This window comes from Methyloversatilis discipulorum (assembly GCF_018780585.1).
Lineage (GTDB): Bacteria > Pseudomonadota > Gammaproteobacteria > Burkholderiales > Rhodocyclaceae > Methyloversatilis > Methyloversatilis discipulorum_B.
Genome location: NZ_JADMJL010000008.1, coordinates 93251 through 109769, shown reverse-complemented (window position 1 = coordinate 109769; position 16519 = coordinate 93251). Strand labels below are relative to the sequence as shown.

Sequence of the window (16519 nt, the reverse complement as noted above, 5' to 3'; positions counted from 1 at the left end):
AAAGTCCCGTAACGCGCGGGCACGCCTTCACTATCAAGTGCCGTGCCATGGAACGGTCTCATTCGGATCAGTCACTTGCAGCACCATCGAGTTGAAACGACTACACTGCATTCGAGTCACTTCGACAACACCGCGTCACAATGACCACACACCCGCTGCTGTCCGCACTGATTCCGCTGGTCGACGACCTGTCGCGCGACCTGCCGGCGCAGGAGCGCTATCGACGACTTCTGCAGGCGCTGCGCGAACTGCTGCCCTGCGACGCCACCGCGCTGCTGCGGCTGGATGGCGACCGTCTGGTACCGCTGGCGATAGACGGCCTCAGCCCGGACACGCTGGGTCGTCACTTCCTGATCGCCGAGCACCCGCGCCTGGCGGCGCTGCTCGAACGCAGCGAGCCGACCCGCTTCGCCGCCGACTGTCCGCTGCCCGACCCCTATGACGGACTGATACCGGGCCACGGCGCACATCTGGAAGTACACGACTGCCTGGGCTGCCCGCTCTATCTGGACGAACAGCCCTGGGGCGTGCTGACGCTCGACGCCCTCGACCCGGCCCGCTTCGCCGGCGCCGACCTCGAAATGCTGGCCGGCTTCGCCAGCCTGGCCGCGGCCACCGTCAAGGCCGCGCAGCGCATCGACACGCTGGCGCGCCGGGCCGAGAACGAGGAGCTGCGCGCCGAGGCCTACCGCGAGGCGGCCGGCGCCAGCCCGGCGGGCAGCGGCGACATGGTCGGCCACAGTGCGGCGCACCGGCGTCTGCTGAAGGAGATCGAACTGGTCGGCGGCAGCGAACTCACCGTGCTCATCCACGGCGAAACCGGCGTCGGCAAGGAACTGGTCGCGCGGGCACTGCACGCCGCATCGACGCGCGCCACGCGGCCGCTGGTCAGCCTGAACTGCGCCGCGCTGCCGGACAACCTGGTCGAAAGCGAACTGTTCGGCCATGTGCGCGGCGCCTTTTCCGGCGCGCTGACCGAGCGCCGCGGCAAGTTCGCGCTGGCCGACGGCGGCACGCTGTTCCTCGACGAGATCGGCGAACTGCCGCTGGCGGCTCAGGCCAAGCTGCTGCGCGTGCTGCAGGGCGGCCAGTTGCAGCGCATCGGTGCCGAGCAGGAAGTCCATGTAGACGTGCGCGTGATCGCCGCCACCAACCGCGATCTGGCCGAGGAAGTGCGCGCCGGCCGCTTCCGCGCGGACCTCTACCACCGCCTCGGCGTCTATCCGCTGCACGTGCCGCCGCTGCGCGAACGCGGCCGCGACGTGCTGCTGCTGGCCGGCCGCTTCCTCGAGCAGAACCGTGCGCGCCTCGGTCTGCGCGGCCTGCGCCTCGCCCCGGACGCACAAGCCGCCCTGCTCGCTCACGACTGGCCGGGCAATGTGCGCGAACTGGAACACCTGATCAGCCGCGCCGCGCTGAAGGCGCTGGCCGGCACCCACGAGCGCCCGCGCATCGTCACGCTGGACGCCGCCCACCTCGAACTGTCGCCGCCGGCACCGCCCGAGACACCGGCGCCGGTCAATGATCCGGCGGGCCCGGTCGGCGACCTGCGCAGCGCGGTCGACCGCCTGCAGCGCGAAGCGATCGCCGCCGCGCTGGAGCGCACCGGTCACAACTGGGCCGCCGCCGCGCGCGAACTGGGGCTGGACCGCGCCAACCTGCAGCGGCTGGCGAAACGGCTCGGCCTGCGCTGACGCGCCGCATCTTGACCCGTGCATCAAAAGAAACGAATATTCCCTGTGTGCAACACGCACACCGTCGGCGGGACGACCCGCGCGGCGTTTCATGCGACGGGGACGGCCCCGATATCCGGAGTTGAGCTCATGTCGTGGACCATCCTCGTGATCGCCGGCCTGTTCGAATGCGCCTGGGCGATCGGCCTCAAATACACTGACGGTTTCAGCCGTTTCTGGCCTTCGGCCTTCACCGTGGTGACGATGATCATCAGCGTCGTGCTGCTCGGCATCGCCATGCGCAACCTGCCGGTCGGCACCGCCTACGCCGTCTGGACCGGCATCGGCGCGGTCGGCACCGTCATCCTCGGCATCGTGCTGTTCAGCGAGCCGGCCAACGCGGCGCGACTGGTCTGTGTCGGCCTCATCGTCGCCGGCATTCTCGGCCTCAAGCTCACGTCCGCCTGATCGCGCGGGCCGGCGCGGCAGCCGCGCACTTGTGCCGGCTGCCCGCTATCGGCGAAAATCGCGGGCTTTCGCTTTTGCTGCGCACACTTGCGTGCGCGGTCCACCTTTCGAGCCCATCATGACCGACCACGCCGCACTGCCTGCCGACGACGACAACCACATCATCGCGGAGCGGCGCGAGAAACTGCGCCAGTGGCGTGAAGCCGGCGGCGCCTACCCGAACGACTTCCAGCGCACGCACTACGCCGGCGAAATCACCGCGCAGCACGCAACGGCCACCGCCGAAGCGCTGGAAGCGCATCCGGAGCGCGTGCAGCTGGCCGGCCGCGTCATGCTCAAGCGCGTGATGGGCAAGGCCAGCTTCGCCACCATCCAGGACATGTCGGGCCGCATCCAGCTCTACGTGACCAACGACGGCGTCGGCGAAGAGGTGCATGGCGCCTTCAAGCACTGGGACCTGGGCGACATCGTCGGCTGTTCCGGCACGCTGTTCCGCACCCGGACCGGCGAGCTGACCGTGAAGTGCGACGCCATCCGCCTGCTGTCCAAGGCGCTGCGCCCGCTGCCGGAAAAGTTCCACGGCCTGTCGGACCAGGAAGCGAAGTACCGCTACCGCTACCTCGACCTCATCACCAACGACGACTCGCGCGCCACCTTCGTCGCGCGCAGCCGCATGATGAGCGCCATCCGCGCCGAAATGACGCGCCAGGGCTTCCTCGAGGTCGAAACGCCGATGATGCACCCCATCCCCGGCGGCGCTGCGGCCAAGCCCTTCAAGACCCACCACAATGCGCTCGACATGGAACTGTTCCTGCGCATCGCGCCCGAGCTCTACCTGAAGCGACTGGTGGTTGGCGGTTTCGAGAAGGTGTTCGAGGTGAACCGCAACTTCCGCAACGAAGGCATCAGCCCGCGCCACAATCCCGAATTCACGATGATGGAGTTCTATCAGGCCTACGCCGACTACCGGCAGCTGATGGACTACACCGAATACCTGCTGCGCCACTGCGCCGAACAGGCGCTGGGCACGACGAAATTCATGTACCAGGGCCGTGAGCTGGACCTAGGTCAGCCCTTCCACCGGCTGACCATCGTCGAGGCCATTCGCAAGTACAACCCGCAGTACAGCGAAGAGCAGCTGGCCGACGAGGCCTTCGTGAAGCAGGCCATCGTGACCCACGGCGAAAAGGTGAAGCCGGGCGGCCTCGGCTCGCTGCAGCTGCAGCTGTTCGAAGCCTGCGCCGAGGCCCAGCTGTGGGAACCGACCTTCATCATCGATTACCCGGCCGAGGTGAGTCCGCTGGCGCGCCGTTCGGACACGCAGCCGGACATCACCGAGCGCTTCGAGCTGTTCATCGTCGGCCGCGAGATCGCGAATGGTTTCTCGGAGCTGAACGACCCGGAAGACCAGGCCGCCCGCTTCCTGGAACAGGCCAAGGCCAAGGACGCCGGCGACGAGGAAGCGATGTATTTCGACGCCGACTACATCCGCGCGCTCGAACACGGCCTGCCGCCGACCGGCGGCTGCGGCATCGGCATCGACCGCCTGGTCATGCTGCTGACCGATTCGGCCAACATCCGCGACGTCATCCTGTTCCCGCAGATGCGTCGCGAGTAAGCGCCCCGGCCCCGACGCGGCCCCGATGAACGCCGATCGAACCGATGCCCGCGGTGCCGGTCCAGATCGGCGTTCCGCGTTACAGTACCCGCGCACGCACTGATTGCCCCATGTCCCGCCCGCTCCTGCCTCTCGTTCCCGCGCCGCTCGAATTCGCCGACGACGGCACGCCGCGCTCGGCGGCCTACGGCGACGTCTATCACTCGTCGGACGGCGCACTGGCGCAGGCGCAGCACGTGTTCCTCGCCGGCAATGGCCTGCCCGGACGCTGGGCGGGTCGCGAACGCTTCGTCGTGCTGGAGACCGGCTTCGGCCTCGGCCTGAATTTCCTCGCCACCTGGCGTGCCTGGCGCGACAGCCCGGACCGCTGTACGCGACTGCACTTCGTGTCGGTCGAGAAGCACCCCTTCGCGCAGTACGACCTGGCCATCGCCTATCAGCGCCTGCTGCCGCCGGACATGGCCGACATGGCGCAGAAGCTGGTCGAGCGCTGGCCGCTGGCGGTGCGCGGACTGCATCGCATCGAGTTCGACGGCGGCCGCGTCATCCTGACGCTGGGCCTGGGCGACGCCGACGCGCTGCTGCCGCAACTGACGCTGCGCGCCAACGCGATCTTTCTCGACGGTTTCTCGCCGGCGAAGAATCCCGAACTGTGGTCGCCTCATATATGTAAACAGCTGTCGCGCCTCGCCGCTGCAGACGCCACGCTGGCCACCTGGAGTGTCGCCTCGGGCGTGCGCGACGCGCTGGCAGGCGCAGGTTTCGTCACGGAAAAGCAGGCCGGCTTCGGGCCGAAGCGCCACATGCTGACCGGCCACCTGCACCCGGGCGCGCAGGCCGCAGCACTGCGCCACCGGCCGGAGCCGCCAGCGCCGAAGCGGGTGGCGGTGATCGGCGCGGGCCTTGCCGGCTGCGCGGTCGCCGAGCGACTGGCCGCGCGTGACGTCGAAGTGGTGCTGATCGAGCGCCACGCAGCCCCCGCGCAGGAAGCGTCGGGCAATGCGGCGGGCGTGCTGCGACCGATGATCGCCCGCGACGACAGCGTGATCGCCCGCTTTTCCCGTGCCGCCTTCCTGCACGCGTCGGCCCACATGCGGCGGCTGGCCGGCGAAGGTCGGCCGCTGAAGTGGGGACCGACCGGCGTCATGCAGATCGCCCACGACGCGGAACACGAGCGCCTGCAGCGCGAGGTGTGCGAAACCGGCGCGCTGCCCCAGGCGCTGGTGCGCTACCTGTCGGACTGGGAGATGACGCGGCGCATCGGCTATCCGGTCGCCCTCGGCGGCTGGTGGTTCCCGCGCGGCGCCTGGGTGAATCCGGCTAGCTTGTGCGAAGCCAATCTGGAGCGCGCCGGCTCGGCCGTGAGCCGTCTGATGTCCACCGAAGCACTTTCCCTGACGAGGCGTGACGAGCGCTGGTCAGTCGCCACTGTGGCCGATACGCTGATCGAGGCCGACGCCGTGGTGCTGGCCAACGCGGCGGACGCCTGTGCGCTGCTGCCGCATCCACTGCCACTGACCCGCGTGCGCGGCCAGGTGACGCGGCTGCCGCGCAGCCTGCTGCCCAATCTGCATGTGACCGTGTGTCGCGAGGGCTACATCTGCCCGACACCGGACGGCGACCTCAATCTGGGTGCCAGTTTCGACATCGGTGACCGCGACACGTCGGTGCGCGAGGACAGTCACGCCAGCAATCTGGCCCGCCTCGAACGCCTGCTGCCGGAGGCCTGCACGCCGCCGCAGCCTGCAACACTGCCTGGCCGCACCTCGTTTCGGACTGCAACACCCGACCGTCTGCCGCTGATCGGTGAAACGGGCGGCCTGCAATTGCTGACAGGCCTCGGAGCACGTGGCCTGGTGTGGAACGCGCTCGGCGCCGAACTGCTCGCAGCAAGGCTTTGCGGCGATCCCTTGCCGCTCGAACGGGATCTGGCTCTGGCGCTGAGTCCGGCGCGCTTCTCGCCGGACAATTGACTGAAATCAACCCTTGCGGGAAAAATTTCACGGAACTGTGAAGCTTTCCGGATGGAAGCCGTTAATGGCTCATGCCTCCGGAATTGCGTGACCGTTCGTCTTGCTTGCATGAAGCCCGACAGTCCTTTCCCGGAGGGATCACGCCACCTGGAGAGTCGCCGTGAAAATAAATCTGCCCGTTACGCAGAAAGAAGTCTTCCTTGAGCCCGGGAAACCCATCGTCACCAAGACGGACCTGAAGGGCGCCATCACCTACGCCAACGAGTCCTTCGTCAATATCAGCGGCTTCAGCCGCGAGGAACTGGTTGGCCACAACCACAACGTCGTCCGCCACCCGGACATGCCGCCCGAAGCCTTCGAAGACCTGTGGCTCACCATCAAGGCCGGTCAGCCGTGGCGCGGCCTGGTCAAGAACCGCTCGAAGAACGGCGACCATTACTGGGTCGAAGCCTTCGTCACGCCGATCACGGTCGACGGCCGTACGGTGGGCTACCAGTCGGTGCGCAACGCGCCCAAGCGCGAAGAAGTCGCCGCCGCCGAAACGCTCTACCGCGCCGTGCGCGACAAGACCGCGAAATTCCCCCGCACGCCGATCAGCAAACCCAGGCTCGGCCTGGCCGGCCGCGTCTGGCTCGGTGCCGGCGTGACGTCGGCGCTGGCGCTGGCCGGCGGCGCAGTCGGCGGGGGGTGGGGCCTGGGCCTGTCCGGCGTCGCCGCCGCTGTGGCACTGGGTACCGCCGCCTGGCAGAACAGCACGGTCGCCGGCCGCCTGGACAGCCTGCACCGCACCATGCTGGAACTGGACGAAGGCAAGCTGGCCAAGCAGATCGAGGCGCCGCCGGGGCCGCTGCGCCCGCTGTTCGTCGCGATGGAAGTGATGCGCATCCACCTGCGCGCGATGTTCGCCGACGTACTGGTGAACGCGCGCGAAGTCGACGACCGTTCGAAGGAACTGAACGACGCGATGCGCGCACTGATCAAGGCAACCGGCGCACAGGGCGAGAATGTGATGCAGGTGGCCGCCGCGATGGAAGAAATGAGCGTGTCGATCAATGAGGTGTCGAGCAACACCGACCGCGGCCTGGAAGCAGTCAAGCGCACCGAGCACAGCGCGCAGGACGCGATGAAGACGATGGAAGCGGGCATCGCCAGCAGCCATCGCGTGGTCGGCGTCGTGACGCAGTCGCAGGAGCGGATCGCCGAGGTGAACGCGTCGGTCGAGAAGATCCGCGAGGTATCGCAGGTGATCAACGACATCGCCGAACAGACCAATCTGCTGGCGCTGAACGCGGCCATCGAAGCGGCACGCGCCGGTGAACAGGGTCGCGGCTTCGCCGTCGTGGCCGACGAGGTGCGCAAGCTGGCCGAGCGCACCCGCACCAGCACCAAGGATATCGGCTCGGCGGTGACCGACATCATCCAGTTGGCCGGCTCGGCGGTGGATACGATGAGCGCGACGGCAGGCGAGGTGGCCCGGTCGACGAGCGAAATCGAGGCCAGCAGTGCCGGCCTGCAGGGCATCTGGGATGCCAGCCGCGAAGCCGCCAACTACTCCGAGGAAATCACCCAGATGCTGCGCCAGCAGTCGCTTGCCTCGCACGAGGTGGCGTGCAGCATGGAGCGCATTTCGAGCACGGTTGAACAGACCAACTCGAGCGTGCAATCGGTCGGCGAGGCCGCCACCCGCCTGCATTCGACGTCGAGCGAACTGCGCGAACTGGTGAAACACCTGGAACAGGCGCTGCACTGATAAGGACCGCCGCCGCGCCGATCAGGCCCGGCGGCTTCCGCAATCGCGCGCACTTCCGATCCGCTTCCCCCTTGGCGACAGCGCCCGCCCACAGCGGAGCTGTCGCCTTTTCACGTCGACCGCACGCCCCTGTCAGGCGCGCACTGCATGGGTTGCGCCGGTCAGCCCCTTCAGCACGTCGGCCACGCCACGCGTGTGCCCGGCCACGCCGGCGGTTTCGCTGCTGTAGGTATCGATGGTTTCGAGCACCTGGGTCAGGCCTGAAACACCGGTCGACTGCGCTTCGATCATCTGCGCCACGCGCACGATCTCCGCCGCCAGCGCGGAAATGTCCTTGCCGATCACGCCTGCGCTGTTGCGCGACTTCTCGGCCAGCATGCGCACCTCGTCGGCCACCACGGCGAAACCGCGACCGGCTTCGCCGGCACGCGCCGCCTCGATCGCCGCGTTCAGCGCCAGCAGGTTCGTCTGGTCGGCGATCTGCTGGATCATTTCGACCACGCGCTGGATACGGTCGCTGGCGTGCGACAGATCGCGCGCACTGCTGCCCACTTCGTTCGCCTGGCCAGCCAGCGTATCGACGGTACGCACCGCGGTCTGGATCACATTCTGCTGGTCGCTCAAGCGCGTCGTCAGCTCACCCACCGAGCCATAGAGATCGTTGGCACAGGCTTCGAGCTGGCTCGCGGTCGCCTCGCGCGTGCGCTGGGCGTCAAGCATGATTTCGCCAAGGTGGTTCAGGTCGCGCACCACCGGCACCATGCTCGGATCGACGTTGCCCGGATCGAGCCGGCTGCCGAAGTTGCCGGCGCGGTAGTCGCTGATCTGCTGCACCATCACGCGCGACATGCCCGCCAGCTTGGCGTTCTGCCGGCGCAGGAAGAAGGCCTTGAACTCGCCGTAATGGGCGACGAAGTTGTCGACATACTCGTCGCGGAACACCTCGCCCTGCTGCAGCCGGAAGAAGAACACGGCGGTCAGTGTCTGGTTCAGGTTCAGGCCGAGGATCTCACCGAAGGTCGAGAAACCCGCGACGTCGATGCCGCTGAACACGCGGTCCAGCCCGCTCAGTTCCGCGCCGTTGTAGAGCCGGCGCAGCACGCAGTCATTGAACATGCCAGCCAGCGGCTGGCCCGGCTTGTTCGACATGAAGGCACGGAAGTCGCGTTCGGTGGTGGCGGCGAACGGCGTGCGTCGCACCAACACCAATTCCTCGCCCGGCGCCACGTCGCAGTAGAAGTCGACGCGATCATGGTCGAAGTCGAGCGTCGCGACCGAGCGCACGAACAGTTCGCCGTTGACGCGGATGGCGAAGGAGTGACTGTCGAGCTTGGCCGACAGCTGGCTGCGCTCGCAGCCGAAAGTCCTGCACAACGCGTCGATCAGGGACACCGCGCGGCCGTCCTCGTCGATCACCAGATTCACCTGGCGACGTTCGACCGAGGCGCTGAAGATCTGGAAGCGGGTCTGCGTGGCTTCGAAGTTCTGGCTCTTGAACACGCCGAAACGCACTTGCGGCGCCATCTTCAGGAAGGTCACCAGCACGTGGTTGTTGAGCCTGCGGTTGCCGTCGTGCAGCCACGTATCCTTGAAGTCGAGCTTGCCGCCGGCCGACCCGCCGACGAACAGACAGGGAAAGCGGCCGGCTTCGTACAGCGCTTCCATGAAGAAGGATTCCGAATTCGACAGGCCGTCGAACAGCACATAGGCAAAGGTGTCACGGTGATCGATGTCCATCGCCACCTGCGCACCCTGGATGCTGCGCACCAGACGCTCGATGCGCTCGCGGTAGTCCATCACGCGACCGTTCTGCCGCAGGTCCTCGCTGGCCAGCGGTATCGCCACCACCTGCGCCTGGCCGATCACGCTGCGGTCGAACAGTTGCAGCACGACGCGGTCGCGTCCGTCCGACGCGGCACAGTACAGCGATGAACCGGCGGCGCTGCACAGTTCGCCGGCGGTGGTGCTCAGGGTCAGCGCAACACCCGGAAAGCGGGCCTTGATGGCCTGTGCGACGCGGTCGATGTCGACGTCCGGTGCAACATATCCGCTGACGAACGAGGGCGTGCTGCGTACTGCGGCGAGGCGCGATTCCAGCTCGCCCAGTCGCGTCTGCAGCGTTTCGATGCCTGCGCGCCCGTTCTGCGACTGGCGTCCGAATAGTTTCATCTCTCTCTCCCTGAGTTCCCGACCGGCAACGCGGTGGCGCGTCGATCAGCGTTAACCAACGGGAGCGGCCCACTCGACTTTATGGCTGAGAAACGAAAATTTTCCTGACGTGTTCAATCTCTGGACACTTTTTCTTCAATGAACACATAGGTTTAACGAAGCCGGACATGGTGCGGGGCAACACGACGGCCGCCGCCGGCATTTCAGTCGACCAGACCCAGAACCCGGTCGGCCAGCGCGTTGGCGCTGTCGAAGGCATTCTCGATGCGCTCGCCCAGACAGCCGTCGGACGCATAGCCAAGCTTGCTGTCGGCGTCCCACAGACAGGGAAGGCCGAGTGGCCGGATCACACGGGCGTAGCGCCAGCGATGGGCGCAGCGATGAAGCGGCACCGCGGTACACCCCGTGGCCGCAGCGAAAGCCTCGAACAGCAGGGTTTCGATCTCCTCCGCTGAGCGCTCGAGATTGTCCTGCGACCACTGCGCGTCGGCGTGTACCACCCAGCACTCCTGCGCGGCGTCTCGCTGCGGCTTGCTGCTGTCACGCGCCGCCCAGTTCAGCGTGCCGCCAGCGTCGAAGCGCAGGCAGTCGTCAGCCTCGATGCGCTCGGCAAACGACAGCATCAGCGTCCAGCACGGCGCGTAGCGGATGTCCTGCATGGCGTCGATGAAGGGCTTGATGTCCATTCCGGCGCAGCGCTCGAACAGTCCTGCCGCCTGCGGCGCCGGCAAGGTCACCAGTACCGCATCGAAACAGTCGGCCAGCATGCCGGCCTCGCCGGCGAGCCACCAGCCGAGGCGGTCCGCCCCCATGCCGGTGATGGCGATCTGCGAACGGATCTCGGCGCCCCACAGCAGGCGCGGCGCCAGCGCATTCATGCCGGGCACGCCCACCCAGCGCGGATCGCCGTCGATCGTGGCTGAGGACCACTGCGCGATGACGCCTGCGCGCTGCCAGTCGGCGAGGCGCGCCTGCAGCGCCTCGCCGCGCACCGACATGAACTGCGCGCCGTGATCGAAGCGCAGTCGACCGGCCGCGCGCGTGGCCATGCGCCCACCGGCTGCACGGCCCTTGTCGAACACCTGGACCGAGCGCCCGGCGTCGACCAGCCGCCGCGCGAGCGTGCATCCCGCCATGCCCGCTCCGATTACCGCAATGTTGTGCATTGTTGCTGTTCCTCTATTTATCAGTGCATCACCTGCGTGTGCGGAGCGGATCATGCAAGGTCTGTGCTAGGGTCTGCTCTCACTTGATTCGCACGCCACGATCCGGAAGCGCGTGCGCGAATGGCCAAGCGCCGCGCACCACGACAGCAACACCGATGCCCCGCCAACTGCTCGAGCACTACCCGCAAACCGGACCGCGTTACGACGAACTGCTGTCCGCCCCGTGGACACTGCGCCCGCACTGGCGCGTGCTGTTCGACACTCTGGTGCGCGCCCGCCCGGAACAGATGCAGGAAAGGCTGGCGTCGGTGCGCCGGCAGATCCGCGAGAACGGCGTCACCTACAACGTCTATGCCGATCCGCGCGGCGTCGAGCGCCCATGGGAGCTGGACGTACTGCCGCTGGTCATCCCGCCCGACGAGTGGACGCAGATCTCTGCCGCAATCGCACAGCGTGCGAAGCTGCTCAACCTGATCCTGCAGGACGTGTACGGGCCGCAGCAGATGCTGGCCGAAGGCCTGCTGCCGCCCGCGCTGGTCTATGGTCATGCAGGTTTCCTCAGACCCTGTCACGGGCTGAAGGTGCCGGGCGACATCCACCTCCACCTGTACGCGGCCGATCTCGCGCGTTCGCCCGACGGCCGCTGGTGGGTGCTCGCCGACCGCACGCAGGCGCCGTCCGGCGCCGGCTACTCGCTGGAAAACCGGTTGGTCATCTCGCGTGTGTTTTCCGAACAGTTCCGCGACCTGCACGTCGAGCACCTGGCCAGCTTCTTCGCCACGCTGCGCGACACGCTGGCGCAGCACGCGCCGGAGGGGGACGGCCCACCGCTGACCGTGCTGCTGACGCCTGGCCCCTACAACGAAACCTATTTCGAGCACGCCTATCTGGCGCGCTACCTCGGCTTTCCGCTGGTCGAGGGTTCGGATCTGCTGGTGCGCGACGGCAAGGTGTGGCTCAAGCATCTGTCCGGTCTGCGCCGCGTCCACGCCGTGCTGCGCCGCCTCGACGACGACTTCTGCGACCCGCTCGAACTGCGTGCCGATTCCGCGCTCGGCGTGCCCGGTCTGGTCGACGCGGCGCGACGCGGCAATGTGCTGATCGCCAACGCGCTTGGCTCCAACCTGCTGGAGACCGGCGCCCTGCTCGGCTTCCTGCCGCGGCTGTGCGAACGTCTGCTCGGCGAGCCGCTGGCCATGCCTTCGCTCGCCACTTGGTGGTGCGGCGAAGAGGCGGCGCTGGAAGACGCCATCGCCCGCCTCGACACGCTGGTGATCAAGCCGGCCTTCCCGCAGCTGCGCATCGATTCGGTGTTCGGCGCCGACCTCGACCGCAAGTCGCGCGCCGCGCTGATCGCGAAGATGCGCGCGCGTCCGCACCACTACGTCGCCCAGGAACTGGTGCAGCTGTCGCAGGCGCCGGTGTGGGACACTCAGCACCCGCGCCGGTTGGCGGCGCGCGCGGTCGGCCTGCGCGTGTTCGCCTGTGCTTCGCCCGAAGGCTATGCAGTGATGCCGGGCGGACTCGCCCGTGTGGCGTCCGACCGCGACGCGCGGGTGATCGCGATGCAGCGCGGCGGTTCGAGCAAGGACACCTGGGTGCTGACGCACGGCACCGTCAACACCTTCAGCCTGCTGCGCCGTTCGGTGTCACCCGCCGAACTGGTGCGTGCCGGCAGCAATCTGTCCAGCCGCGTCGTGGAGAACCTGTTCTGGTTCGGCCGCTACTGCGAACGCTGTGACAACGGCGCGCGACTGCTGCGCGCAACCATCGGCCAGCACATCGAGCTGGACGACATTCGCGACCACGCGCTGACCGCGCTGTGCCAGCACAATGGCCTGCTGCCCGCCGAGCCGGGTGACGACATCGGCGCTGCGCTGCGCGCCGCCGCGCTCGACCCGGCGGCACCCGGGTCGCTGGCCGGCGGTCTGCACCAGCTGTCGACCGTTGCGTTCAACCTGCGCGAGCGGATGTCGCTCGACAACTGGCGGGTAATCAGCCGGCTGACCGACGAGCTGAGCGCCGCCCAGCCGAGCGAGCCGGGCGAGGTGCTGGAGCGGCTGGACCGCTGCGTGCAGGCGATGATGACGCTGTCCGGATTCGCGCTCGACGGCATGACGCGCGACCAGGGCTGGCGCTTCCTGTCGATGGGCCGCCGCATCGAGCGACTGCAGTTCATGTGTGGCGTGCTGCGCCACGCGCTGGCGGCGGCCGGCGACGCGCCGGACTGGCTGCTCGAACTGGCGGACAGCACCATCACCTACCGCTCGCGCTACATGACGCGGCCGCAATGGCTGCCGGTGCTGGACCTGCTGGTGTGCGACGAGACGAATCCGCGCTCGATCGCCTACCAGGCGCTCGGCCTGACCGACTATCTGGCGCGGCTCGCCGCCCAGTTCGGCGCGCTGGAGCCGGCCGCACTGTCCGACGCGGTGGCTGAATTGCTGTCGCTGCGGCCCGAGGCCGACCTGCACACCGGCTCGACCCGGCTCGACACCCTGCTCGAACGGCTGGGCAGCGCCGCCTACGCACTGTCGGAACAGCTCGGGCTGCGCTTCTTCAGTCACTCGGACGGCGTGTGGACGGGTACCGAGGAGCGCCGATGACGCAGGTCCGCTATCACGTGCTGCACGAAACGCATTACCGCTACGCCTGGCCGGTGTCGATGTCGCGCCAGCTTCTGCATCTGACGCCACGCGAGACGCCGCGCCAGACGACGCTCGCGCACCGGGTCGACATCACGCCGGTGCCGGCCGAGCGCGAGCGCCGGACGGACTACTTCGGCAATCGGGTCGAACACATTTCGGTCGGCGCCGCGCATGAGGAACTGGCGGTGCTGGCCACCTCGACGGTCGACGTGAAACGCATCGGCGACGCGCCGAGGCCGCAGTCGCCCGCCTGGGAACACGTGCGCGACCGCCTTCACCAGGTCGGGCCGGCGCCGCTGCTCGAACCCTGTCAGTACCTGTACGCCAGCCCGCACATCGAACCGCTGGCCGCACTGGCGCGTTACGCCCGACTCGACTTCCACCGCGACCGGCCGCTGTTCGAAGCCACCTGTGCGCTGATGCGGCGCATCCATCGCGATTTCGAATTCGACCCCGAAGCCACCACCGTGAGCACGCCGCTGGAAACACTGCTCAAGCAGCGACGCGGCGTCTGTCAGGATTTCGCCCACTTCATGATCGGTTGCCTGCGCTCGCTCGGTCTGCCGGCACGCTACGTCAGCGGCTATCTGCTGACACAGCCGCCGCCCGGCCAGCCGCGCCTGATCGGCGCCGACGCCTCGCACGCATGGGTGTCGGTGTTCTGTCCGGGTGCGGGTTGGCTCGATTTCGACCCGACCAACTGCGTGCAGCCCGATGACCAGCACATCACCGTCGCCTGGGGGCGCGACTTCAGCGACGTCACGCCGATGCGCGGCGTCATCCTCGGCGGCGGCGAGCACGTGGTCGAAGTGCGCGTCACCGTGATGCCGGAGGGCGATGCCCGACCGGCACGCACCTGCGCCGAGGCGACGCAGCCCCTTGAACCGGAATGAAAATCCGTCCATAATCCGCGTTTTTCCTCCGCGGGTACCGTCTGCACAGCCGTCAGGCTCAGCCGACCCGGGGTTCGATGATCCGCACGAGGCCGCCCGCCTTCGAGCGCTTGAGAAAGAAACCAGCATGAAAGAAGGCATTCACCCCAGCTACGAAGTCGTCGCAGTGACCTGCTCCTGCGGCAACAACTTCGAAACCCGTTCGACGATGGGCAAGCCGCTGCACATCGAAGTGTGTGCCTCGTGCCACCCGTTCTATACCGGCAAGCAGAAGATCGTCGACACCGCCGGTCGCGTCGAGCGCTTCCGTCAAAAGTACGCAAACGTGCCGCGCAGCTGATTCCAGCCCAGCGCCGCAGCAGAAAGGCAGCCTTTGGCTGCCTTTTTTGTTTCTGCACTTGCCGGATCAACCGTCGCCCGCCCCACGCGCTGCGGAGTCCCCATAAAATCCGGGCCACTGTTCACTGATCGTCGTCGATGTCACTTCCTTCGCAGTCCTACCTGGTCCGCCGTCCGCTGATCGGCGACCCACCCGAAACCGGATTCGTGATCGCGCTGTGCCTGGTCTATCTGCTGACCGGTCTGTTCGGCCGCGATCCATGGAAGGGCGATGACGCGCTGAACATCGGCGTGGCACTGGGCTTCGCCCGCGAGGGCGGATGGCTGATCCCGCAACTCGCCGGCCAGCTGTGGCTGGACAGCCCGCCGCTGTTTCACTGGCTGGCTTCGCTGACAGGTCAGGCGGCGGGATGGGTTGGCATCAGTTTCGCCGATGGCGCGCGCCTCGCCAGCGCTTTCTTTCTCGCACTGTGGCTGCTCGGCAGCGCCGGCGCCGCGCGCGAACTGTACGGCGCACCGGCGGCGCGCATCGCCCCGCTGATCGGCATCGCCAGCATCGGCGCCGTCACCCACCTGCATGACGCGCAATCGTCGACCACGCTGTTGGCCGCACTCGGGCTGGGCATGTGGTCGCTCGCGCTGATTGCGCGACGACCGCTCCAGGGCGCGCTCGTACTGATCGTCGCGCTGGCCATCTCCGGCCTCGGCACCGGCCTGTGGCTGACCGCCGTGCTGCTGCTGACCGCCGCCGCCATGCCGCTGCTGCCGGTGTGGCGCACGGTGGCGACCTCGGCACTGCGCATGAGCGCACTGCCGCTGGCGATGGCGGTCGGCACAGTGCTCGCGGCGAGCTGGCTGATCGCTCTGCAGCTGGAACGCCCCGAGCTGGCCGCCCGCGTCTGGGCCGACGACCTGCAGCGACTGCTGCCGGATGTCGAACACCTTGCTGGCGGCGCCGGCAGCTGGGTCAAGGTGCTCGCCTGGTACGCCTGGCCGGCGCTACCGGTCGCCGGCTGGGCCCTGTGGCAGCGCCGCGAACAGTGGCGCTCGCCGGTGCTGACGCTGCCGCTGATCGTGCTCGTGCTGCTGTTCATGCAACTCGCCGGTGAAGGTGCAGCCCGCAACCAGCGGGCACTTCCCTTGCTGGCACCGCTGGTCGTGCTGGGCAGCGCCGGCCTGCCCCGACTGCGCCGGGGAGCCGCGAACGCACTCGACTGGTTCGGTGTCATGACCTTTTCACTGCTGGGCCTCATCATATGGCTCGGCTGGATCGCCATGACGACAGGCTGGCCGGAAAGGCTGGCGCGCACCTTCGCTCGGCTGGAACCGGGCTTCGAGATGTCGATATCCTTGCTGGCACTGACACCAGCCGTCATCATGAGTGCCGCATGGATATGGCTGCTGTGGCGTTCGCCACGAACACCGACACGCGGGGCCGTCAGCTGGGGCTGCGGCATGGTATTGATATGGTTTCTCGTCAGCAGCCTGTGGCTGCCGTGGATAGATTACGGTCGCAGCTATCGCGACGTAGCGCGGATGATCGGCGAACACCTGCCGGCGCAGCATGGCTGCGTTGCCTTCACCGGCCTGCAGGACAGCCAGCGCGCGGCGTTCTACTACTTCCTCGATCTGAAACCGTTGAACATCGCGGGCCGATCGGGGCAGCAATGCGACCTGCTGCTGGCCTATCACGGCCGGGGCGGCAAGCCGCCGTCGCTGGACGGAAGCTGGACTCTGAAGTGGGAAGGCCGCCGGCCCGGCGACCGGCACGAGCGCTTCCTGCTGTACGCAAGACACTGAAACGAAGGGTGACACGAGGCGC

At 67.7% G+C, this 16519-nt stretch carries 11 protein-coding genes and 1 pseudogene; 9 read left to right on the top strand and 3 right to left on the bottom strand.

Annotation, left to right across the window (positions count from 1 at the left end; genetic code table 11):
• Positions 1-140: 140 nt before the first annotated feature.
• The 5 genes from norR to IV112_RS02820 all read left to right on the top strand — a co-directional run bounded on the left by norR (position 141) and on the right by IV112_RS02820 (position 7482).
• A complete protein-coding gene (norR, locus tag IV112_RS02840; protein WP_304000956.1) occupies positions 141-1694 on the top strand; it encodes a nitric oxide reductase transcriptional regulator NorR in 1554 nt (517 codons plus the stop codon).
• A gap of 129 nt (positions 1695-1823) precedes the next feature.
• Positions 1824-2141, top strand: coding sequence for a quaternary ammonium compound efflux SMR transporter SugE (gene sugE / locus IV112_RS02835; RefSeq protein ID WP_019918882.1), 318 nt, complete (start codon positions 1824-1826; stop codon positions 2139-2141).
• 118 nt (positions 2142-2259) lie between these two features.
• Positions 2260-3759 carry a lysine--tRNA ligase gene (gene lysS, locus IV112_RS02830; protein WP_304000955.1) on the top strand — a complete coding sequence of 500 codons (1500 nt, stop codon included), beginning with the start codon at positions 2260-2262 and terminating at the stop codon, positions 3757-3759.
• A 110-nt stretch (positions 3760-3869) separates the two neighbouring features.
• Complete coding sequence (gene mnmC / locus IV112_RS02825; RefSeq protein ID WP_304000954.1) at positions 3870-5732, top strand: bifunctional tRNA (5-methylaminomethyl-2-thiouridine)(34)-methyltransferase MnmD/FAD-dependent 5-carboxymethylaminomethyl-2-thiouridine(34) oxidoreductase MnmC; 1863 nt, start codon at positions 3870-3872, stop codon at positions 5730-5732.
• Between the two features lie 160 nt (positions 5733-5892).
• Positions 5893-7482 (top strand): methyl-accepting chemotaxis protein, encoded by a 1590-nt coding sequence (locus tag IV112_RS02820; RefSeq protein WP_304000953.1) that lies wholly within the window; start codon positions 5893-5895, stop codon positions 7480-7482.
• Positions 7483-7614: 132 nt separating this feature from the next.
• Here the strand turns inward: IV112_RS02820 and IV112_RS21545 are convergent, their stop codons facing one another.
• The 3 genes and pseudogenes from IV112_RS21545 to IV112_RS02810 form a co-directional block, all read right to left on the bottom strand.
• Entirely contained in the window at positions 7615-8202 is a 588-nt protein-coding gene (locus tag IV112_RS21545) for a methyl-accepting chemotaxis protein (RefSeq protein ID WP_438362226.1), read from the bottom strand.
• Positions 8203-8499: 297 nt separating this feature from the next.
• A pseudogene (locus tag IV112_RS21540) lies at positions 8500-9651 on the bottom strand (FIST signal transduction protein); the annotation flags it as partial.
• A 203-nt stretch (positions 9652-9854) separates the two neighbouring features.
• On the bottom strand, positions 9855-10817 hold the full coding sequence (locus IV112_RS02810) for an NAD(P)/FAD-dependent oxidoreductase (RefSeq protein ID WP_304000951.1): 963 nt from the start codon (positions 10815-10817) through the stop codon (positions 9855-9857).
• Between the two features lie 155 nt (positions 10818-10972).
• Here IV112_RS02810 and IV112_RS02805 point away from each other — a divergent pair, with 155 nt between their 5' ends.
• The 4 genes from IV112_RS02805 (at position 10973) to IV112_RS02790 (ending at position 16497) form a co-directional block, all read left to right on the top strand.
• Positions 10973-13423: a circularly permuted type 2 ATP-grasp protein gene (locus IV112_RS02805; RefSeq protein WP_304000950.1), complete on the top strand. Its 2451-nt coding sequence runs from the start codon at positions 10973-10975 to the stop codon at positions 13421-13423.
• The gene (locus tag IV112_RS02800; protein ID WP_304000949.1) at positions 13420-14358 is read left to right on the top strand and encodes a transglutaminase family protein; all 939 of its coding nucleotides are present in this window, start codon (positions 13420-13422) and stop codon (positions 14356-14358) included. Before IV112_RS02805 ends, IV112_RS02800 begins: the two co-directional genes overlap by 4 nt.
• 127 nt (positions 14359-14485) lie before the next feature.
• The gene (rpmE, locus tag IV112_RS02795; protein WP_304000948.1) at positions 14486-14698 is read left to right on the top strand and encodes a 50S ribosomal protein L31; all 213 of its coding nucleotides are present in this window, start codon (positions 14486-14488) and stop codon (positions 14696-14698) included.
• A 137-nt stretch (positions 14699-14835) separates the two neighbouring features.
• The gene (locus tag IV112_RS02790; protein WP_304000947.1) at positions 14836-16497 is read left to right on the top strand and encodes an ArnT family glycosyltransferase; all 1662 of its coding nucleotides are present in this window, start codon (positions 14836-14838) and stop codon (positions 16495-16497) included.
• The last annotated feature ends 22 nt before the right edge of the window (positions 16498-16519 follow it).

Coding starts and splice junctions, on each gene's coding strand:
- norR (WP_304000956.1), top strand. CDS start 141: ATGACCACACACCCGCTGCTGTCCGCACTGATTCCGCTGGTCGACGAC.
- sugE (WP_019918882.1), top strand. CDS start 1,824: ATGTCGTGGACCATCCTCGTGATCGCCGGCCTGTTCGAATGCGCCTGG.
- lysS (WP_304000955.1), top strand. CDS start 2,260: ATGACCGACCACGCCGCACTGCCTGCCGACGACGACAACCACATCATC.
- mnmC (WP_304000954.1), top strand. CDS start 3,870: ATGTCCCGCCCGCTCCTGCCTCTCGTTCCCGCGCCGCTCGAATTCGCC.
- IV112_RS21545 (WP_438362226.1), bottom strand. CDS start 8,202: ATGCTTGACGCCCAGCGCACGCGCGAGGCGACCGCGAGCCAGCTCGAA.
- IV112_RS02810 (WP_304000951.1), bottom strand. CDS start 10,817: ATGCACAACATTGCGGTAATCGGAGCGGGCATGGCGGGATGCACGCTC.
- IV112_RS02805 (WP_304000950.1), top strand. CDS start 10,973: ATGCCCCGCCAACTGCTCGAGCACTACCCGCAAACCGGACCGCGTTAC.
- IV112_RS02800 (WP_304000949.1), top strand. CDS start 13,420: ATGACGCAGGTCCGCTATCACGTGCTGCACGAAACGCATTACCGCTAC.
- rpmE (WP_304000948.1), top strand. CDS start 14,486: ATGAAAGAAGGCATTCACCCCAGCTACGAAGTCGTCGCAGTGACCTGC.
- IV112_RS02790 (WP_304000947.1), top strand. CDS start 14,836: ATGTCACTTCCTTCGCAGTCCTACCTGGTCCGCCGTCCGCTGATCGGC.